The organism is Pedobacter sp. Leaf176 (assembly GCF_001424305.1).
Taxonomy (GTDB): Bacteria; Bacteroidota; Bacteroidia; order Sphingobacteriales; family Sphingobacteriaceae; genus Pedobacter.
The window spans coordinates 43,098-63,475 of record NZ_LMPD01000007.1 but is presented as its reverse complement, the minus strand read 5'-3'; the positions used below and the strand labels follow the sequence as shown (position 1 = coordinate 63,475).

Here is a 20,378-nt window from a genome sequence, read left to right as displayed (position 1 = left end):
ATAAACTGATAAATAAGTACGGAGCGGCTATTTAACCCGCTCCGTATACTAATAAGAAAATAGTAAACCAACTGCCGCGTTTTTCTTAATTAAAACAAATGTGTTTTTCAACACTCCTTATTAACTACTCATTTATATCCAAATATTTTTTTTGATATCTGCTTATTGCCCAGTAGCAATTAGCCTTGATAACTTTCCCTTTGATAAGATAGAAAATCACGTCTATCATCGTTCCCGAAAACCCTATATTAAGAATTACGGCTAAACCAAGCTGAGCAATCAGTAACATTAGAAAAAGCGACACAGGCCGGAATCTTCAAAAGGAAAAAAATGATGTGACAAGGTATTTAAAACTATAAAGTGCATTTTCACTTTCAATAAATGGTTTTTAAAAATCAAAAGCAATTTGATAAATTCATCCCGTTTTCCAACAGCGGTAATGCGACTCATAAAAGAAAATAAACCATTATGAACTCTATCATCCTTAGCTTTTTTCGATTCTCAACATTCTTTCTACTTATTTTTATCAGTTTTCCCACTATAGCGGCCGGGCCGGCAGAATTAAAATGCGAGCATTTAGTCAGACCGATTGGTATCGATAGTCCATCGCCGAGGCTTTCATGGTTAATGGTTGATGAAAGAAAAGGCGCTCTTCAACAGGCCTACAGGATTTATGTAGGTACAGATTCTGTCGGACTCAAACATAAAACAGGTATTGTCTGGGATTCAGGAAAGGTTTTATCATCAAACAGCCTGATAACCTACAGAGGCGCTTCACTCCGGTCATTCATAAAATATTTCTGGCGTCTTGAACTTTGGGATAAAGACGGGAAGCCACTACCCTCCGCAACTTCGAGTTTTGAAATGGGAATGATGGGAATGGAAAACTGGAAAGGTACCTGGATTAGCGATAGAAACGACGTTAATATTCTTCCTGCGCCATACTTTAGAAAAGTTTTTCAGCCGGCAAAGAGTATAAAATCAGCACGGGCCTATATCGCCGCTGCTGGTTTGTACGAACTTTATCTAAATGGAAAAAAAGTTGGTAACCACAGATTGGATCCCATGTACACCCGTTTCGACAGGAGGAATCTGTATGCAACCTACGATGTAACTTCAAACCTTAAACAAGGCAAAAATGCGGTTGGTGTGGTGCTGGGTAATGGCTGGTATAACCATCAATCCTTAGCAGTCTGGAATTTCGATAAAGCACCTTGGCGTGCAAGACCTACATTTTGCCTCGATTTGAGAATCACCTATACGGACGGTTCGATAGATGTTATTAAATCTGGTGATGATTGGAAAACCAGTTTAAGTCCGATTATATCAAACAGCATCTACACAGCTGAACATTACGATGCCCGTTTAGAGCAGAAAGGCTGGAATACAGCCACCTTTGATGATTCGAAATGGCGCGGTATTACTTTAAGGGCAGCCCCATCCAAAAACATTGTATCGCAGAACATGCATCCAATCAGGAACGTGGAAGAAATTGCAGTTAAAAGCATGCGCAAATTTGATGATACCACATATGTATTCGACCTTGGCAGAAACATTGCCGGTGTAAGTAAAATAAAAGTAAGGGGCGAAAAAGGCACCATAATCCGTTTGAGACATGCAGAACGTTTGTATGCTAACGGACATACAGATTTGTCGAACATTGATGTATACCACAGGCCAAAAGACAAATCAGATCCATTTCAGACGGATATCTTTATCCTGAATGGAGTAGGCGAAGAGGAATTTATGCCTCTTTTCAATTACAAAGGTTTTCAATACATTGAGGTAATCAGTTCTAAACCAATTCTTTTATATGAGAGCAGTTTGGTGGCCTACTTCATGCATAGCGACGTCCCGGCTGTGGGTAAAATAGCATCCTCAAATGCTTTAGTTAACAAGTTATGGTGGGCCACCAATAATTCCTATCTATCAAATCTGTATGGTTTTCCTACTGACTGTCCTCAAAGGGAAAAAAATGGATGGACCGGTGATGGGCACTTTGCTGTGGAAACGGGTTTGTATAACTTCGAAGGTATAACTGTTTATGAGAAATGGATGGGCGACCATCGTGATGAGCAGCAACCAAACGGTGTTTTGCCAGATATTATTCCAACAGGTGGCTGGGGATACGGAACTGCTAATGGAACAGACTGGACAAGTACTATAGCAATTATTCCATGGAATATTTATATGTTTTACGGTGATAGCAAACTGCTTAGCGATAATTATCAAAGCATTAAAAATTATTTAAACTATGTTGAAGGAACGAGCAAAGGCTACTTAACCACATTTGGGAGAGGTGACTGGGTACCGGTAAAATCAACATCTGATTTAGAATACACTTCTTCAATTTACTATTATGTTGATGCTGATATAATGGCAAAAGCGGCCAAACTTTTCGGTAATAAAAATGATTTTCTGCACTATAGCGCATTGGCTGAGCGCATCAAAAAAGCAATTAATGCTAAATTTTTCAATGCGGTTACAGGTATATATGGAAAAGGTGTTCAAACTGAATTATCAATGGCTTTACAATGGAATATTGTTCCCGATGCATCAAGGCAATTAGTTGCCGACAATCTTGCGGCTCGTGTTAAAGCCGACGGGATGCATATCGACGTTGGTGTTTTAGGCGCTAAGGCTGTGTTAAACGCATTAAGTGATAACGGACATAGCGACATTGCTTACAAACTTGCTTCTCAGGACACCTACCCGGGTTGGGGCTGGTGGATTGTAAATGGCGCCACTACCTTACACGAAAACTGGGACCTGCAGGCAACCAGGGACATTTCTGATAATCACATGATGTTTGGAGAAATTGGCGCCTGGTTCTTCAAAGGCATTGGTGGAATTAAAATTGATGAAAAACAGCCAGGTTTTAAAAACATCTTATTGAAGCCTCATTTTGTTGAAGGATTAAATCATTTCGAAGCCTCACATAAAGGTCCTTATGGCCTTATTTCATCTTCATGGAAAAGAGTTGGAAAGGGCGTAAAATACAACCTTACAGTTCCGGCAAATTCAACAGCAACTGTCGAAATTCCGGAAATTGAAGGAAAAAGAGTTTTTTTAAATGGAAAGCAAACTGGTCATAAAGTCGAGCTCAGTTCGGGCAAATATTTATTCGACATCAAATAATGAGATTCAACGAAATCTCCTAATATGGGTCACAATTTTACCGGAGATGAGATTTCCCATAGATACATCCGGTTGATTGAATGTGAATAGCTGATGTAGTATAAGCCATCCATAAAAATGGAGCTATGCAATCGATGGTTAACTAAAAGAAGAAAGAAACCTAAGGAAAGGATTACTTAAATCAATTTGGAATCACATAAAACGATTCAAATGCACTTCCCCAAGCATAAAAATGAATGATTTGAAGGCCTGGCACTATTGGTTAGGATTACATATAGCAATGTCAAATATGATTATAGACAGGCGACGTGGAACTTGACCTTAAGTTAACGTTGTACCTCCGCATGCTCGACGGAAAAAAATCTATTCTTTAATAATTTAATATCAAATGGAGCTACATCCTGGATTACCCTGGAGGGATACCTGACCGTGTCAAATTTCCCGGTCCAGTCTATATTTTTGCTATCTCCGATCAATATGCCTATTGTGGCTTTTTTTATAAAGTTGTCTTTTATAATGCAATCGCTGGCTGCAATGTAAAATCCTGTATCGATTTTTCCTTTTGCCATTCCATACATTAGCCTGATCGCCGTCTTTATTCCGGTTATCCGGTTATTAGCTATAAGGTGTCCTGTACCATTAATCCTGATCCCGCCCGTACCGCCGTTAAATTTATTTCTTGAAATCACACAATCGTGTCCGCCACGCATAACAAGTTCACCATCGTTATTTTCAAAATAGTTACCGATATATTTGTTTCCACTGCTTTTATTACTAATCACCTCATTTTCAGCATTACATTTAATAAACCGATTGTTTTGCACTAAACTAAAAGCACTTTTTTTTCCCAAAAGAATTGGGTCTTGTCCAATTTGAACACATTCTCCCCCATTTCCGTTTGGCCAGCTTACTTTTGGTTTGTCACGGAATATGTTCCGGTTAATATTAGTAAACAAAGGGGTTTCGGCGGCCGAAACCTTAACCTGCAAATCTATCGTGTTAAGGTTACCGGCGAAAAGACAGTTTTTAATACCATTATATTTCCCTTCTCCTGATACGACTAAAAGGGGTAGAAACTGGCTCTTTGCTTCATTGCCAACAAAAGAACAATCCTTTACTGCACAGTTATAGCTATTTGAAAGTTCTATAAGCGTGCCTGCTTTGTTAGCCAATCTGGAAAGGATATTTGTTTTAAAAGTCAAGTCTTTGACAATGATATATTGACCCGTTATTTTAAACAGACAACGATTTACCGGGCCAGAGAAAATAGTGGCGAACCTGTTTTCGCCTCTGATAATTATCGGTTTTGCGGCAGTTCCCCGTGCATCAATGGAAACCGACCAATCGGAATAATTGCCTTTTGTTATGATAACTTCATCACCGGGGGCAAGCTTGTTGATAATACCGTTTATTTCGGCATCAGAATGTACGTTATAGGTTTTAGCTTGTAAGTCTGCAAGATGAGCACAAAAAAATAAAATCACTAAAATAAATACCTTCATATTTTTAGTTTCGCATGATAAGGATGGTATAAATTTACTTTTTCTTTATTCCAATGCTAAAAAAAACAAAGCGCATCCGTTGCAATGTTTACCAATTTTGATTTCAAACGATTTAAATTATTTTTTGGGAGAGACGGCCACTGAGCTGAAATCCGGTTATATTCCTCAGATAAGTGCCGATGGCCACATGCTTAGAAAAATGGTCAAACTTCCCGGTTTTAAAGTATGAATTTCAAGTACTCCACATCAGTATTACCGATACTCACCCTTTATAAATTACCAGGGCCATAAAATGGCCTTGGTAATTTACCAGATGCAGTAGCTCACCATAGCCACTGAATAAGAACAGAAAGGAATCCCGATAAAAATTTACTGCACTTTGTTGACGACCAGATCGTCAAAATAAATATAGCTCGTTTGGCTCGATCCCCAGACGGCAACATCTTTTCCTCCACGGAAATTATGAAAAGATAAACGGTTTATTAGTCTTTGGGCATCATTGGTCGTCCACCGGATGGACTGATCAAGTACAGTAGTTCCATTAATGAGCACCTGAACCCATCCATTTTTACTGGATCCGGTATTGCTCTTCACATACAGGTGAACGGAATAGGTTGCACCTTTTTGCAGGCTGCCGCTTGATGGGTAAGATTTACCAAAGGTATCCCCACATGGGCCCGACATATCCCGATGGTACACATAAGGCTGAAAGTAAACCCTGCTGCCATTGTTGTACCACATCAGCCTAAGGCTGCCACCATTTCCATCGGTTGCGATGTCGCAGCCTGTATTGCCCACACCGATTAAAAAACCAAAGCCTACTTTTCCGCCTCTGCTCCAGTCGAACTGGCTGTGAAAACGTACTTTAAAGGTCGCTTCATAGGCTGATCCATCGGAGATGTCGGCGCCGGCAATCAACCCGTTCGATACCGAATTGGGGGCAAGTGTTGCCCGGGCCCAGCCACCGGAAATGTACGCCCTGCTTTCATTCCAACCCGTTAAGCTTGCCATCCCAAAATCGCTGCTTGCCGCTGCGTAAGTATAGGCGCCATCCGAACGGCTGAACTGGGTATTTATGTTACTGGGGTAGGCTTGGGCAGCTGCTGTAGCCATTGTTTTTTGAACGGACAGTTTGCCACCATCGTCACTTACCAACTCAGGCTTTGCGGTATCCTTATCGCAGGCGCCCAGGCAGGCAGAAAATAAAAGCATAGCAGTTCCCGTTAATTTGGGGAAATTAATTTTTTGACTCATTGTAATCAGTTTAGTTAAAAATTTGGTTAGCATACTAAGCGTTGCATTTTTGCACATCGCTTATTTTAATTAATTTTTGGTTTCCTTTCTTACTTAAATGTAGTGCCATCTGGCTGAAAAACAGCTCGGATAATTCAGGAAAGCTGAAAAACATTGTCTCATTAAATTTCAAACGATTGAAAATAATATCATACAATTAAGATTGGCAGAACTTAATCAAGTGATTATTGTACAACGATGTTCTGGATTGAATCCGTCCGGAAATAGATTAACTAATAATTCGCTAATCCGGTCGAAAACTTCATAACTTGTTCTACTCTGCTTCGAGTCTCCTTCGGAAAAACAGCCTTCAAAGCATAGTTTATGCAACAAACCTCGAACAACTCCCGAACAAATCTCAATTTTACCGCACAAATCCGGACATCTCCGGACAAAACCGGACATTACGAAGCCCCTGTGATTAATTGCCATCTTCCTTTGTACATTTGATTAAAATAAATCTGGAATGAGATGAAAACGATCGAACACAATAATCAAACACAAATTTTCATAGCTTAGTTCCTGAAGACTTCAACAGGACGTATATGGATTTCGCCTGGCTAAATTACTAGTGAACAGTAAATAATGGATCAATTTGTTGCATTTATAAGAAGTATTATCGTTATCGATGAGCAAGATCTGGAAATGGTTCGCGCTCATTGCAGGACAAAAATAATCCCAAAAGGGCGGCTGTTGTTAAAGGCCGGGCAAATTGCAAATCAATATTATTTTATCGTTTCAGGTGGTTTACGTTTTTTTTATGAGTTCAATGATCAGCAACACACCACTTGGGTATGTTTTCAGAATGAATTTTTTACGGAAATTTCCAGCCTTCATCCTCAGAAACCGACAAGATTTAATATTCAGGCAATAGAAGAAACCGAGCTGATTGTTATTGACAAAAAAAACATGGATTTCCTGTATGCACACCTGAGTTGCTGGGAGGAATTCGGAAGGAAAATCTGGGAAGCCACCACGGCCAGAATGGTCGATCAACTCTTAAATTTTCAAACGCTCTCTGCAGAAGAACGGTATATTGAGTTCCTCCGGACGCCAGAACTACTCCAGAAAATACCTGTAAAAGAGCTGGCCGCAATTTTAGGCATCACCCCAAACGCGTTGAGCCGGATCAGAAAAAAAATCCGCTAAATGCAATTTCTACCATCTGGTAGTTTTGCGGCTCCACGGTCATGTTAACTTTGAATAATAATAATATCAGGAACAAAATAATATGATCGAAAACGAAAATAACTTGAGCCCATATTCGGACGAACAGTTAATCAAAAACCTTCCGGGCTTTACAAACCACTACATTAGCGTGAACGGGGTCAAGCTACATTATGTACAGGGCGGCGTTGGAAAACCACTAATCTGCCTGCCCGGTTGGCCGCAAACCTGGTATTCGTACCGCAACATTGCCAATGAACTTTCGAAAGCAAACCATGTTATAATCGTCGATATCAGAGGTATGGGAAGCTCAGAGAAACCCATTTCCGGCTACGATAAAAAAAACATGGCTAAAGATATCCTTGAACTGATTAAAGCACTCAACTTAGAAAAAGTGAACATTATCGGTCACGACATTGGTGGCATGGTTGCCATGAGCCTTGCATTTAACTACCCGCAATATGTTGAAAAACTCATTGTTGCCGACGGCATGCATCCAAGTGAAGGGATGATGCAAATGCCACTCCTGCCCCCTCCGGGCAGTTTTAATGAAAAGATGGATCCAAATATACCCTACGCCTGGTGGATGGGCTTTAACCAGGTTAAAGAGCTGCCGGAGAAAATACTTGAAGGTCGTTTCCGCTACTTAATTGACTGGCTCTTCAGCTATGTAATGATCGAGGATTTGAACATAAGCGAATTTGAGCGGGAAGTTTATGCCAATGCATACAACTACCGCGAAAGCATCAGAGCATCTAATGCCTGGTATCAAACATTTTCTCAGGATATAGAAGATGCCAAGTCATATCAACCCCTTTTAATGCCGGTATTGGGCATCGGCAGTAATGTGAGCTACAATTATATGAAAATGGCCTTGCCTTATGTTTGCGGGCATGGCAAAATGGTCGGGATTCTGGAAAGCGGTCATTATATGTTTGAAGAAAAACCAGAGCGTGTAATTGAAATCATTAATAATTTTCTGCAACATTAAATATTAAAAAAAGATAAAATGGAAAAAAATATATTAGTTGCAGGTGCAACCGGAAATTTAGGACTTAAAATTTGCACGGCATTGATAAATCGTGGTGCAAAGGTGAAGGCACTGGTAAGAGAGCAAAGTGATTCGGACAAAGTAAAAATACTTACCGAAGCTGGCGTAGAAATAATGCAGGTAAATTATGGCAATCCCGAAAGTATTAGAGAAGCCTGCCAAGATGTGGGCTGCCTCGTTTCTGCACTGGCCGGGCTCGGCGATGTTATTTTAGACACCCAAAAAATCCTTTTAGATGCAGCATTACATTCGGGTGTCGGGCATTTTATTCCTTCTGATTTTTGCACGGATTATACCGGGTTGATTCCCGGAGAGAACAGAAACTTTGATTTGAGAAGAGCGTTCAGAGCCCATATCGATAGCAGCAACATAAAAGTAACTTCTATTTTTAACGGGGCTTTTGCCGACATCCTGAAATACAACACGCCAATTCTTAACTTAAAAAGCAAAACCATCGCCTACTGGGGCGACAAAGCAGATTGGAAACTTGATTTTACCACTATGGAAAATACCGCTGAATTTACTGCCGCGTCAGTAATGAACGGGCACAGCCACCGCGATTTGCATATTGCAAGTTTCCAGATAAGCCCAAATATGCTCCATCAGGAAATATTAGGATTAACAAACCAGGATTTTTTTGTTCATAAACTTTCTGAAATGGACGAATTTGCAGCATCAATTAAAAAACAGCGATCAGAAAACCCCTCTGGCGAAAATGAGTTGTATGCAAAATGGCAACAGGCGCAATATATATACTCCATGTATTCAACACAGCCTCAAATGCTCGACAATAATCTGTTTGCTAACCTGAATTGGACAACAGCACCTGAATACTTGAAATCCTTCATTAAACGCTAAATAATTCTATCTTCTAACCTAAAGCTTTGGTTTGTGGCTCATTGTTGGAATGGAAAATAATATTTAAAGGCGCTTAAAAGGGAAACCCTTATCAGATATGTTTTGCTTTTTGCGTTTATTTTATGTTTCAAAAATTGAGGCGAGATCGTATGCTATCAGTCTTCGTTGCTAAGTGCTGTTGCGCCGGATTTTCTCTTCAAGAAACCTTTTGTGCATTTCCATTTCTTTAATATAGCGCACAGCATCTGCTGTTTCGACCACAACACTGCTGATTTCAGATCCATCGGAAGGGGGAAAGATTTCAACCAGGCCAGCGATGCAGACAAATTTCCAGCTGATGTTTTCACCCAAGTAGTTTTTAAAACAGGGATTGAAACTGTCAGCAAGATATTTAGCTTTTTCGAATGCATTTGTGAGGCTATCAGAGCGGATTATCCTTTGTTGCTCATCAAACTGACATTGATATGTCTCTTGCTCAAAAACTATGCGATAGACATACCTTACTAAAAACCATTTCATAACATGAATAAATTTAATAGGCCACCAACGCCACTGATTTTAAAGATGCAGCAGCACGCTCAAATTTATGATGTGTAATCATCCATAAATTAATTGATTTATGTTTAAATGAGAAATGACTTGAACGACATTAAAATCGATAATTGATGCCAATACCAACAGAAATTCCATTCTTATTATATTCTGTTTGCGGAATCCGGTCATCCAGGCTATCGAAAGGGGCTAAAGCAATCTTTTTGTTCTTATCATAGAAGCCCAGCTTTTGAACATAATTATAACCTGCATTTATGTCTATTGAAAATTGTTTGGATGGCGTATAGATATAAAGCAACGCCATCTTGGATTGCTGAGCCTGAAAATAACCGGAATTCAGTTCTTCAGACAATCTGTATTTGCCACCACCGATTCCCAGATTGTTAATTAGCGCCAGGCTATTTTTTACCGACAGGTTATATTTTAATTTCTGATTAACTGGCAGTGAACCAGAGAGGTTAACTTTGTCGTTGATTTGCTAATCGATTCCGATTAAAGGAAGGAAAAGACTCCCAAAAAACTGCCTTGAATAAACCACACCCAGCGAATAGACAAAGCTTTCTGAGTGTTTTACCTTTAACGATACGGCACCGGTATAGATAAAGTCTTCATGAGAAATATCTTTCAAATCGGAGGAGAGTGTCGGAATAAAGGAGAATGATATGGCGTGTTTTTTTGAAAACGTTTTCTGATAGGTGAGCGGAACTGAAATGGAATGAAATGCAGACCTATCATCAGCAACATTGTTTCCATGAAGAAACAATCCTGTGTAAGCAATTCCGGAAAGCAGGAAGTCCGGTTTTCCCTCTTTTAGTCTACTAAAAACCGGAAGTATCAAGCTCGCATTCGATTGCTGTATAGACATTTCTGCTCCACCAATCTCAAAAGGAGAATATGTGTAGTCTGCTTTGAAGGAACCGAGCTGGAGCGAAGGCTTAACAAAATTTTGAGTTGATGGCCTTTCCTGGGCATGTGAAGTTAATCTGAGCAGAATCCAAATTACTGCTATTAGTAAAGCTATTTTTATTTTCATCGTGTTTATTGTTAAACCTATTTTGTTTGAGGCCCGATTGGCCAGGAGATTTATGGAATTTATGCGGATGGTTTTAATTCTTTTTTTAAAGCTTTTTTGGTAAGAAAATCGACTATTTTTTCGGGGAAAAGGGATATAAGAAACTGCTGTATGGCATGTGGCCAGTAAGGCATTATGCTTTTTCTACCGCATCCGACAACTGACAGCATATACTTGGCATACACAGCGGCACTTGGGCGCATAAATGTTATTTGTTTGGTATTAGAACCCGTATTTACACTTCCGGTAATTAGCGAAATCACCTCAATGTTTTCGAGTTCACGTGAAAGTGAGATTGAAAATGCATTGTTATAAGCTTTAGTACCTGCATAAACCGCTAAATAAGGCGGCGGATAAATTGCAGCATAGGAAGAAACGTTTAATATAACTGAAGGTTGACGATTTAGCTGAGGCAAAAGTTTTCTTGTGAGTTGCGAGGGAAACATCGCATTTAGCCTTATCGTTTTAAATACCTTATCATCCGTAAATTCAGCGAGCGGACTTATTGGGCCAACGCCTACACTGTTTACCAGAATACTAATATTTAAATGGCTTACCATTGCCGTGTCAATATCGCTAACTGCAGTGCCGTCATGGTTTATACAAACTACTCTACAAGCCGGAAACTGTTCCTTTATTTCTAATGCAACCGAGTGCAGTTTATCTTCGTTCCGTCCATGTAAAATAATATTAGCCCCACGTTTCGCAAGCTCAAGGGCTACGGCTTTACCAATGTCATCGGTTGAACCAGTTACCATAGCGAAAGAGTCGTCGTTAATGTATTTTTTTAAATCCGAATGGCGTAGATAAGGGTAAAGGGCATAAATTAAAATTAACAGCAGATAAATGCAAGACGTGAATCCAATAATAAAAACAATATGATATCCCATTTCTAATTTTTTGAACAAAGTTAGAGTGGACGGATATAGAAGGAAATGGAATAAACAAGGTAACTATTGGATTATTTACGGTACTCCGCCCTAAAACTAGAGGGAGACTGGCCCTGGGCATTGGAGAAATACCGGGTAAAGTAAGCATGATCGTTAAAGCCTAGCAAATAAGCTATTTGTTTAACGGTATTGTCGGTAGCATAAAGCAGGCGCTTCGCTTCCATTATTATCACCTGCTGAATCCAGAAGCCAACAGTAAATCCGGTCGTTAATTTTACGGCCTCATTTAAGTAAGCGGGACTTATATTCAAGGACCCGGCGTAATCTGAGGGCCCTTTAAAGGTTTTAAAATTTAATAGCAGCAAACGTTTGAACTCCCGGGTTAAAACCTGGGTGCGCAGTGTTGTCTCTTCTTCCATTTCTATTTGCTGATAAGCAGACGCGAATATCCCAACACATGCCCCGATCAATGCATGCATAACCTGTGGCATAAACCTCAGTTCATCATGGTTTTGATCCACATTGGCAATTAATTCAAGACATTGATTTAGTGAATTGCTTTCTAAATCCTGCAAAACTATAGCCTTAGACTGAAAATAATGGTAATCGAAAATCTTTCTGTAATGTTCATCAACAAAATTAACATCTATGGTAATTAGCCAGGCTTCTGTATCACCACAGGCAGCTACACCGTAATGAATCTGGCCGGGTAATATTGATAAGATCGAACATTCGCTTAACCCAATTTCGCTAAAATCCACAACAATTTTACTGTTTCCCTTCTTTTGAAAGATGAAAAGATAATGATCGTCTCGACGATGTGCGGGTTTTGTATAAGGCACCATATCTGGATTACTCCCGATAAACCTATTGACGCTTATGATCCGGTCGGTGATATCCTTTAAAGATGGGTGGGTATACTACCTGTTATCATGGGAACATTTCCGATTTATTTGCCAATTATAAGAATAATATTTTCCAATTGTGATTATCCTTCGCTTATAAAGACCCGGATAAACACAGGAATAACCATGTCTGATTATTTCAAATGATTGAATGATATCATACATTATAGACTTATTGTTCTTTAACTTATTCCCAAAGATTTTTTGAAATTTATTATATCTTCCGATGCAAAACAACGTCGAATTCCCGCAGATTTGCTCTACGAAAACAACTAATTTTCTGACAGAATCTAAATTCGAATGATGGCAAAACATAACATTGCCTCAAACTCGATTTTTACACCGAATTTAGGATAGAGATGCTCCTGTACATTTAAACCGCTTTTTCTGCAATTCGATTTTCAAATCGTCTAACCATAGCGCCTAATCGCGTTTTACGGGAAGCGATAGTAAAAGTGACTATTCCTACTCCTGCGCAACCTATTCCTGCCAGTACATCCAATGCGTAATGGTGAGAAGAGTAAATGGCAGAAAACCATATACCGAGCATTACAATCAGAAAGAACAGGTTAATCATTCCAAGTTTGTTTTTCAAACCGAAATAGAGTACGATTACCGGATATGCAGAATGCAATGACGGCATTGCTGCAAAAACATTTGAGCCTTTACTGTAAATTCCTTTAAAGAGCGCAATATCAAAATAAGTATCAAACCTGGCTAGTCCACCAGTATTACCCGGGGTATGGGCTATAAATTTGAAACCATGTTCTTGTACATACCATGGTGGCGCAGCCGGATAAAGATAATAAAGTACAAATCCAAGTAAATTGACCCAGACAAATACCAAAGAGAACAACAAAAACTCGTGCTTATTCTTAAAAAAAAGATAGATGGCGAATGCCAGCGGAACAGGAACCCACATCAGATAAAATGCTCCGGTAAGAACGTCCAGAAAACTGTTATGATTTCCGCTCCAAAACTCATTAGGCGTAATTACCAGGCCATGGAAATTTATTCCAAAAATCTTTTTTTCCGCATCGTACAAATCCTCAATATGCACTCGATTGTAAAGGTAATTTGGAAAAGCCTTCATGTAATCGAATAAAATCCAATAAATGATGAAAATGGAAAAACCGACAATAAACCTCCTCGTGCCATCTGAAAGGTAAAACATCAGGTTGAAGATCAAAACCAATAGGAGTTGATCGCTTTTAAAACCGACTAGAAAATACGAGAGCAATAAATAAGCAGCCGAAAGGAATGAGGTGGTATAAATATCGTTCAAACGGTAAAGATTTCTGTTAAAAAACTGATCTCCCATCCTATTTCTTCTCAAAATTTGATCTGAAAATATGATCCCAGAAAGTCCAGCTTACGCCATAACCCTTTGTGGCATCGGAATAATGGTGCAACATGTGGTGGTGTTTTAACTTTTTCCAAAAGCCGCTTTTAAAATTAGCATGATGAAGGGCGTAATGAACCATATCATAAAATAAATAACCGATCATAAATCCTGTAAAAAAAGAATAATTGCAATTTTCAGGAAGTAACCATTGAAATAGAAAATAAAAGCCCAATGCCATGGGAATACTGGCGGAAGGCGGCATTACTAAACGTTTTGAATCATTTGGATAATCATGATGAACACCGTGAAAAATGAAGTGAATTTTTTGTCCCCATGCCGCTTTAGGTTCAAAATGAAAAACATATCTATGCAAAACATATTCAGTGATTGTCCAGATGCCTAGTCCTAATAAAAACCAAGCGATAAAATGGAAGAATGGCATTTGCTCCAGCCAAAGGGCCTTGTAAATCAGAATTGCAATGACCGGGATATAAACGATTAAGGGAACATAATAGCGCACCTTCGACAGGCTTTCCATAAAATCGCTTTTAAACATCCTGATGGATTCAGTGGAATTTGAAACGAAATTCTTTTTCATGCTATTTAAACTTTAATTCTTTCTGTGATTTGCTTTGATGGAACTGCGGCATCTCGGCCTTTGATTTCGACATATTTCACATTTGGGAACCAAAAAGAACCTCCATCAATTCTTAAAAATATTCTTTCCAGTTCCATTTTTTTATTGTTGATGGTGGCGTAAACATGGTATTTTTTATCAAGCGCAGATTTGCTGAGGTACATCGGCAGGTTCTTGTGCGACGTGAACCGGAGTTCGAACTGACCGTTACCTAAATCCTTACTGACTATCCCATAAGCAAATTTCCGCTGAATGTAACTGAGTTCCTTCTTTTCGCCCTTGTCTCCATAACGCATCCAGAAAACATTTACAGGCTTATCTTTAACGACCGCTCCATGTTTATCTATATTTAACTGGCAAATGATGGTGTTGGCATTTGGATCACGCTGCAGGTAGAAAAGCTGATTGGAAATTCCCTGAGGGGAGGGAAAAACGATTGGTGATGGGTCGGCACCTTGAGCCATAACGATTGAAGGTGATGCAAAACCCAAACCTAATAAAACTAAAACTCCTGTAAGCAGAGCGGCCTGGTCCTTATCGCTTTTTTGCCTTCTTTCCTGAGCCTCTAATCCTTTCTTAGCCTCTTGCAACCTTTTTATTGCAGTAATATTGGTTAGCACAGCCATTAAAGTAATTGGCAGTGTAAAAATCGACATCGTTTCGAATATATGGAAAGAAATGCCAGGCAGATAGACTTTATAGTCACCCCCAATAAAATGCCCGGCAATACCACAAGCAATAGCAAAAACACCGATGGTTACCACCCTTTCCGGGCGTTGCATTAATCCGCCCTTGCATTCTACCCCCAAACCCTCTGCACGGGCACGGGTGTAACTCACCATCATAGAACCAATTAAAGCGACAAATGCAAAAAGTGAACTCAAAAAATAATGGTGTGCAACCAGGTAATAGCAAATGCCGAGAAACATAATCATTTCGCTGTAACGATCCAGAACAGAATCGTACAAAGCGCCAAACTTCGAGCTCATGTTTCCCAATCTTGCTACCTGACCATCAAGCATATCGAATAATCCCGCAAAAAGTACCAGCGCACCTCCCCATCCGATATAAGACATGTCTCCACGGTTGGTCTTTTCAGCCCCAAGTACAAAAATCACGGCCACACCAATATTTAAAACGAGGCCGATGCTGGTTACCGCATTGGGTGTTAAGCCTATCCTAATCAACCCCTTAACAAAAGGGTTGATAACCTTGTATATGCCCAATTGTAGGCGATCTCTTAATTTTACGCTCTGCATAACCTTTTATTTAAAAATCAAATTTAACCCTGGCCCTTATCCCCCATTTAGAAACTTCGGGATGATCGAGATAGGTAAAGCGCCGAACCAGATCCACCCGCAATAATTTGAAGATATTTCCAATGCCAACACTTCCTTCAATATACGGATCGTTAGCCAAAGAATACGTTCTTTGTAAACCATTATCAAATTTGGGAAGCTGGTAAATCCCCACCCCGGTAGCTGGATCATTTTCAGCTCTCAAACCGCCATAAAGTGCTTTAACAGAAAACACTTCACGAAGCTTTAATTTCTTAATTAATGGCAACTTGTTAAAGAAAAAACCATTAAAATTATGATCGATATTGATGCTTACATAATGATCGCTCACAAACTCCAAAAAATTCATCAGATTGTAGGAATTGAGCTGGTAAGCAAACGTCTGGTTCGCCCTGTGAATGGCTAATAGCGGAAACGGAACTTTGCCCGCGATATAGCTACCCTCAAAAGTAACATCACTATAGCCAAGCTGGGAAAGATAAAAACGCTTATCAACCGTTCCCGTAAGGTTGTGGTAATTGTACTCGCCACCTACTAATCCTTTAATTCCGGCGGTATAACGCAAATTAAAAATGGGATAACGATCAGGAATGGGTGATCTGTAAATCTTGCCCTGGATAAATTTTTCATTTGGCGCATAACGCAAGGCCAGAGAAAGTTCGCTGGTCGTTAAGCGGTTAATAAATTGTGCACCATTAGTTTGATAAGTCAATCCCCCGGCCGGGGTCTGGCTCCATTTCTTAAAGCCTAGCGCATAGGAAAAATGATTTTCATATTCATGTACATAGTCCAGCCTGTAGAAATCATTATAAAGCAACATATCATTTACACCGCGTTTGAAAGACAACAAAAAATTATCTTCCTGAACAAACTGAAGCTCCTGTCCCGGAATTTTGGTATCCCGTTGAAAACTTGCCCGTACATAATTTTGCGGAAACTGATAGATGGATTTATTATTCAGTGAATACGTTCCTGAGAGAAAGAATTTCCACTTTTCATCCTTAAAACCATAAGCCGCATAGTTTTCAAAATAGAAACGTTTGCTCAGCTCAGGCGTTGTTCTACCTCCAAAACGTAAGCGGAAACCTTCTACATTGTTAAAACTGTAAAACGTATTAATGGGACCGATTTCGTATGGACCGAGGTTGCCGTATCCCGCAAATAGCAGGGTCGCAATCTTTATCGTTCTTTGAAAAGATGGTATTTTTTGAAGCGTATCAATGTTGTGGTAGATTTTTGCCTGTTCTTTTGATAAAGGATCTAAACGATTCGTTTCCCAATATTGTTCGTCCCTCGTCGAAGCCCCTGCAACGGAGACGATACTTTTGCCTTGAAAAATAGTATCCGCCAGTTTAACATCATACTGGTAATTTTTATAAGTTGAAGAACGCTCACCTGTAAAACCAATACCTTTGGTTTTCCCCAGGCCAAAATCGGCAATGAGTTTACTCTTGCTTAAACTGTATTTACCTGATACCGCACGTTCAAAATCCAGATCTATTTTTAATGCCCTTACAAAATTCAGGTTGATGTTTTTATTCACGCCCATACTTACCCCGGTAACGGCATAATGCGCATCATTGCTGACATACAATTTTCCTTCGAAAAGCATATCGGTGGTGTTTCTTGGCGTAAAAGAAAGCTCAATCACCTGATGATTTCCAGTTTTTATGGTATCTGTAATAAAAAACTTGTAAAAGGTTGGTGCAGCATTTGCTATCGGGCTCAAAAACTCGTTACTAATGACCGAAATATTATTTTTGTATATGTCAATATCCTGATACATTCGCTCAAAATAAAGTTTCATTCCATTATTATCGATGAGCTGCTGGTCGAAATTAACCTGTTTTTCGCCAATGATTACAAATTTATTCCGGGTAGGGTCACTGGCAAAATATTTATCTGTAAGTTTCTCCTGGATGTAAATAGGCAGCAAATTTTTCCCGCCGATTAACGTAGAATCCTGTTCCTGGAAAAGAAACTGATAATTCCTGAATATCTTTTTATTCTTAAACTTTTCAGATACATTGCTCATTGAGAAAAGCATTTTATCGTACTGACGAAAAGCCGCAGTATTAAAAGTAGAAATCCGGTTTTCATCCTTATGAGCAATTACCTGACGAATAAGTTCCACCGCCGGATTATCTTTATTGCGGTATCTTATTTTTTTACCACCCACAATAACCACCTCACCCAACGATTTCGAGTCCGGCACCATTGCCACATCTATTTGCTGCGATACCTTGGGAAGCAGGTTCTTTGAAATCGTAACATAGCCGACGTAATTAAAATTCAGTGCTGTAGGGGTGCCCGTTGAACTGAGCCTGAATTGTCCGTTAAGATCGGTTTGAGTTCCGATGGTAGTTCCTTTGAAAAAAACAGAAACATAAGGCAGCGTTTCTTTTGTAACGGCATCTCGAACGGTTCCCGTAACAATAGTTTGCTGCGCATCAGCACATAAACTATTTATTAAGAGGAATATAAATATAAAAAATGAATACTTAATTTTCATTTTGCGGGAAAATAAACTGCTTCTGCATGTAGTAATTGTAGCTCAGCCCCATTACTATGGAAACTGCTACTTTGGAGAGCAAATAATTGAAGTTGAAAAAATGCGTAAGCAGGTAAACAAATAAGGTGACCAGCAATAAATTACCCAGCCAAACCATAATATATTTGATTATCTGCGGGTAAATGTGTTTAAAGCCGGCATTAAATACCCAATTGCGGTTGATGTAGAAATTAACAACGCCACCTGAAACAGTGCCAACGATACTTCCGGCCAGAAACCACCATCCAAAAATGCTTACAGATAAAGCGGTAATTAAAAAATCGGCAGCAGAAGCGGTTAGCGACGAGGCCTGCGCTTTTATAAACGTGATCATATTAAAACAATCCGATCAAAACAACGATTTGTAATCCCAGATTGGCATAAATTCCAGCGAGCACATCATCAGCCATCACCCCCCAGCCTCCCGGCAATGCTTCAAAACGCCGGATATATAATGGTTTCACAATATCAAAAAACCTGAAAAGGATAAATGCCAAGATGTAATATTCCCACTTTAGCGGAATAAGCAGCAAGGCGATGCCCATCCCTGCTACTTCATCTATCACTACACGCTGATGATCTTTTCCCCAAACCGATTCCACTACATCGCCGGAAATTACTCCGACTATGAATATCAATATGGTTGATAAAAATGGCCATAGATAGGGATTGGAATATTGCGTTTGCAAGGACCACCAAATGGCGCAGGTAACCGCCGCGGCGACTGTACCTGCACCTTTGCCGATGTAGCCAATGCCAAAGAAAGTTGATATAATTTTGTGAAAAAACACTATGCCGTTTCTACAACTTCTTCTTCGTAATCCTGCCCTAAATGCGTGATTAATTCTTCACCCATAATATAACGCAAAGTATTTTGAAGCTTGATTAACTGCTTGAAAATATCATTTTCAGCAGGTACTCCAGGTATGGTTTGTGGCGACTTTAAATAGAATGAAAGCCATTCCTGAATGCCCGACATATTGGCTCTTTTAGCCAAATCCATAAACAAAGCAAGATCCAATACGATTGGCGCAGCCAGAATTGAATCGCGGCAAAGGAAGTTTATTTTAATCTGCATTTTATAACCCAACCAACCAAAAATATCGATGTTATCCCAGCTTTCTTTGTTATCACCGTGTGGCGGATAGTAATTGATTCTTATTTTATGGTACATATCTCCATATAAATCCGGGTTAAGTTCTGGCTTGAAAATGTCTTCCAATACCCCTAATTTAGAAACCTCTTTAGTTTTAAAATTATCCGGATCATCTAATACTAAACCGTCACGGTTACCTAAAATGTTATCAGAAAACCAACCATTGACACCTAGTGAGCGGGCAGCTAATCCTGGCGCTAAAATCGTTTTCATCAAAGTTTGACCAGTTTTAAAATCTTTACCCGCAATTGGTGTATTGGTTTCTTTGGCCAGTTCAATGAGTGCCGGAATATCAACTGTTAAATTTGGTGCACCATTAGCGAAAGGAATACCCAATTTTAAAGCAGCGTAAGCGTAAATCATACTTGGAGCAATAAGCGGATCATTGTCTTTCAAACCTTGCTCAAAAGCAGCCAACGATTGGTGTACTGCTGATGGCTCGAAATAAATCTCCGTAGAGCCGCACCAAACCAGAACGATACGATCACAATTGTTATCGGCCTTAAAATTTTTAATATCATCCATTACGGCTAATGCGAGCTCGTAGCGGTTATCAATATCCTTTACAAATTTACCATCCAGGTTTTTAACGTAATTACGGTCGAAAGCTGCTCTCATTGGCTTAATGGCCTGCAGTTCTTCTTTTACATCGCGAAGAAGATTGGCATCCAGCACACGTGCATTCATTGCCGCTTCGTAAACATTATCCTCATAAACGTCCCATCCACCAAAAACTAAATCTTCCAATGCAGCCAAAGGCACAAAATCCTTAATCTTTGGCTCCTTTTTTTCAGTGCGTTTCCCGATGCGGATTGTTCCCATTTGTGTTAGTGAACCGATTGGCTTCGATAATCCTTTTTTTACTGCTGCTACGCCCGAAATCATGGTGGTAGCCACAGCGCCTAATCCTGGCATTAAAATACCAAGCTTTCCATTAGCTGATTTTACTTGTTCTGTCATCTT

General features: G+C 39.6%; 18 protein-coding genes. 4 read left to right on the top strand and 14 right to left on the bottom strand.

Annotated elements, in window-relative coordinates; genetic code table 11:
• Nucleotides 1-468: 468 nt before the first annotated feature.
• Nucleotides 469-3,138, top strand: coding sequence for an alpha-L-rhamnosidase (locus ASF92_RS19170; protein WP_056097247.1), 2,670 nt, complete (start codon nucleotides 469-471; stop codon nucleotides 3,136-3,138).
• Nucleotides 3,139-3,464: 326 nt separating this feature from the next.
• On the opposite strand, the gene ASF92_RS19165 is transcribed toward ASF92_RS19170, so the two are convergent.
• Both ASF92_RS19165 and ASF92_RS19160 read right to left on the bottom strand, forming a co-directional pair.
• Nucleotides 3,465-4,640 carry a chondroitinase-B domain-containing protein gene (locus ASF92_RS19165; protein ID WP_056097245.1) on the bottom strand — a complete coding sequence of 392 codons (1,176 nt, stop codon included), beginning with the start codon at nucleotides 4,638-4,640 and terminating at the stop codon, nucleotides 3,465-3,467.
• Nucleotides 4,641-5,009: 369 nt separating this feature from the next.
• Nucleotides 5,010-5,894, bottom strand: coding sequence for a polysaccharide lyase (locus ASF92_RS19160; protein ID WP_082489646.1), 885 nt, complete (start codon nucleotides 5,892-5,894; stop codon nucleotides 5,010-5,012).
• A 624-nt stretch (nucleotides 5,895-6,518) separates the two neighbouring features.
• Here ASF92_RS19160 and ASF92_RS19155 point away from each other — a divergent pair.
• From ASF92_RS19155 to ASF92_RS19145, 3 genes are all read left to right on the top strand, one after another.
• Nucleotides 6,519-7,082, top strand: a complete 564-nt coding sequence (locus tag ASF92_RS19155; protein WP_056097241.1) for a Crp/Fnr family transcriptional regulator — start codon at nucleotides 6,519-6,521, stop codon at nucleotides 7,080-7,082.
• Between the two features lie 82 nt (nucleotides 7,083-7,164).
• Entirely contained in the window at nucleotides 7,165-8,091 is a 927-nt protein-coding gene (locus tag ASF92_RS19150; protein WP_056097239.1) for an alpha/beta fold hydrolase, read from the top strand.
• A gap of 18 nt (nucleotides 8,092-8,109) precedes the next feature.
• Nucleotides 8,110-9,009 carry an NmrA family NAD(P)-binding protein gene (locus ASF92_RS19145; protein ID WP_056097237.1) on the top strand — a complete coding sequence of 300 codons (900 nt, stop codon included), beginning with the start codon at nucleotides 8,110-8,112 and terminating at the stop codon, nucleotides 9,007-9,009.
• A gap of 168 nt (nucleotides 9,010-9,177) precedes the next feature.
• On the opposite strand, the gene ASF92_RS19140 is transcribed toward ASF92_RS19145, so the two are convergent.
• From ASF92_RS19140 to ASF92_RS19085, 12 genes are all read right to left on the bottom strand, one after another.
• The gene (locus ASF92_RS19140; RefSeq protein ID WP_056097235.1) at nucleotides 9,178-9,528 is read right to left on the bottom strand and encodes a DUF4288 domain-containing protein; all 351 of its coding nucleotides are present in this window, start codon (nucleotides 9,526-9,528) and stop codon (nucleotides 9,178-9,180) included.
• Between the two features lie 130 nt (nucleotides 9,529-9,658).
• Nucleotides 9,659-9,913 (bottom strand): hypothetical protein, encoded by a 255-nt coding sequence (locus ASF92_RS19135; RefSeq protein WP_056097233.1) that lies wholly within the window; start codon nucleotides 9,911-9,913, stop codon nucleotides 9,659-9,661.
• A gap of 126 nt (nucleotides 9,914-10,039) precedes the next feature.
• On the bottom strand, nucleotides 10,040-10,594 hold the full coding sequence (locus ASF92_RS19130; protein ID WP_056097230.1) for a DUF6268 family outer membrane beta-barrel protein: 555 nt from the start codon (nucleotides 10,592-10,594) through the stop codon (nucleotides 10,040-10,042).
• Nucleotides 10,595-10,653: 59 nt separating this feature from the next.
• A complete protein-coding gene (locus ASF92_RS19125) occupies nucleotides 10,654-11,523 on the bottom strand; it encodes an SDR family NAD(P)-dependent oxidoreductase (RefSeq protein WP_056097228.1) in 870 nt (289 codons plus the stop codon).
• A gap of 71 nt (nucleotides 11,524-11,594) precedes the next feature.
• Nucleotides 11,595-12,284: an AraC family transcriptional regulator gene (locus ASF92_RS19120; protein WP_197413337.1), complete on the bottom strand. Its 690-nt coding sequence runs from the start codon at nucleotides 12,282-12,284 to the stop codon at nucleotides 11,595-11,597.
• A gap of 517 nt (nucleotides 12,285-12,801) precedes the next feature.
• Nucleotides 12,802-13,764: a phosphatase PAP2 family protein gene (locus tag ASF92_RS19115; protein WP_231729869.1), complete on the bottom strand. Its 963-nt coding sequence runs from the start codon at nucleotides 13,762-13,764 to the stop codon at nucleotides 12,802-12,804.
• Nucleotides 13,751-14,371, bottom strand: a complete 621-nt coding sequence (locus ASF92_RS19110) for a sterol desaturase family protein (RefSeq protein ID WP_056097221.1) — start codon at nucleotides 14,369-14,371, stop codon at nucleotides 13,751-13,753. Before ASF92_RS19110 ends, ASF92_RS19115 begins: the two co-directional genes overlap by 14 nt.
• A 5-nt stretch (nucleotides 14,372-14,376) precedes the next feature.
• Nucleotides 14,377-15,669 (bottom strand): DUF4833 domain-containing protein, encoded by a 1,293-nt coding sequence (locus ASF92_RS19105; protein WP_056097219.1) that lies wholly within the window; start codon nucleotides 15,667-15,669, stop codon nucleotides 14,377-14,379.
• Between the two features lie 10 nt (nucleotides 15,670-15,679).
• Nucleotides 15,680-18,220 (bottom strand): DUF5686 and carboxypeptidase-like regulatory domain-containing protein, encoded by a 2,541-nt coding sequence (locus ASF92_RS19100; RefSeq protein ID WP_056097217.1) that lies wholly within the window; start codon nucleotides 18,218-18,220, stop codon nucleotides 15,680-15,682.
• The gene (locus tag ASF92_RS19095; protein WP_056097215.1) at nucleotides 18,210-18,593 is read right to left on the bottom strand and encodes a GtrA family protein; all 384 of its coding nucleotides are present in this window, start codon (nucleotides 18,591-18,593) and stop codon (nucleotides 18,210-18,212) included. Before ASF92_RS19095 ends, ASF92_RS19100 begins: the two co-directional genes overlap by 11 nt.
• A gap of 1 nt (nucleotide 18,594) precedes the next feature.
• Nucleotides 18,595-19,050 (bottom strand): phosphatidylglycerophosphatase A, encoded by a 456-nt coding sequence (locus tag ASF92_RS19090; protein WP_197413336.1) that lies wholly within the window; start codon nucleotides 19,048-19,050, stop codon nucleotides 18,595-18,597.
• A complete protein-coding gene (locus ASF92_RS19085; RefSeq protein ID WP_056097472.1) occupies nucleotides 19,050-20,375 on the bottom strand; it encodes an inositol-3-phosphate synthase in 1,326 nt (441 codons plus the stop codon). The genes ASF92_RS19090 and ASF92_RS19085 overlap by 1 nt, the downstream gene beginning before the upstream one ends.
• Nucleotides 20,376-20,378 lie beyond the last annotated feature (3 nt).

What these genes read in the sequence shown, in the direction of transcription:
- ASF92_RS19085 (WP_056097472.1), bottom strand. Translation starts at nt 20,375, where the DNA reads ATGACAGAACAAGTAAAATCAGCTAATGGAAAGCTTGGTATTTTAATG.
- ASF92_RS19165 (WP_056097245.1), bottom strand. Translation starts at nt 4,640, where the DNA reads ATGAAGGTATTTATTTTAGTGATTTTATTTTTTTGTGCTCATCTTGCA.
- ASF92_RS19110 (WP_056097221.1), bottom strand. Translation starts at nt 14,371, where the DNA reads ATGAAAAAGAATTTCGTTTCAAATTCCACTGAATCCATCAGGATGTTT.
- ASF92_RS19170 (WP_056097247.1), top strand. Translation starts at nt 469, where the DNA reads ATGAACTCTATCATCCTTAGCTTTTTTCGATTCTCAACATTCTTTCTA.
- ASF92_RS19125 (WP_056097228.1), bottom strand. Translation starts at nt 11,523, where the DNA reads ATGGGATATCATATTGTTTTTATTATTGGATTCACGTCTTGCATTTAT.
- ASF92_RS19155 (WP_056097241.1), top strand. Translation starts at nt 6,519, where the DNA reads ATGGATCAATTTGTTGCATTTATAAGAAGTATTATCGTTATCGATGAG.
- ASF92_RS19130 (WP_056097230.1), bottom strand. Translation starts at nt 10,594, where the DNA reads ATGAAAATAAAAATAGCTTTACTAATAGCAGTAATTTGGATTCTGCTC.
- ASF92_RS19160 (WP_082489646.1), bottom strand. Translation starts at nt 5,894, where the DNA reads ATGAGTCAAAAAATTAATTTCCCCAAATTAACGGGAACTGCTATGCTT.
- ASF92_RS19100 (WP_056097217.1), bottom strand. Translation starts at nt 18,220, where the DNA reads ATGAAAATTAAGTATTCATTTTTTATATTTATATTCCTCTTAATAAAT.
- ASF92_RS19140 (WP_056097235.1), bottom strand. Translation starts at nt 9,528, where the DNA reads ATGAAATGGTTTTTAGTAAGGTATGTCTATCGCATAGTTTTTGAGCAA.
- ASF92_RS19105 (WP_056097219.1), bottom strand. Translation starts at nt 15,669, where the DNA reads ATGCAGAGCGTAAAATTAAGAGATCGCCTACAATTGGGCATATACAAG.
- ASF92_RS19150 (WP_056097239.1), top strand. Translation starts at nt 7,165, where the DNA reads ATGATCGAAAACGAAAATAACTTGAGCCCATATTCGGACGAACAGTTA.
- ASF92_RS19095 (WP_056097215.1), bottom strand. Translation starts at nt 18,593, where the DNA reads ATGATCACGTTTATAAAAGCGCAGGCCTCGTCGCTAACCGCTTCTGCT.
- ASF92_RS19145 (WP_056097237.1), top strand. Translation starts at nt 8,110, where the DNA reads ATGGAAAAAAATATATTAGTTGCAGGTGCAACCGGAAATTTAGGACTT.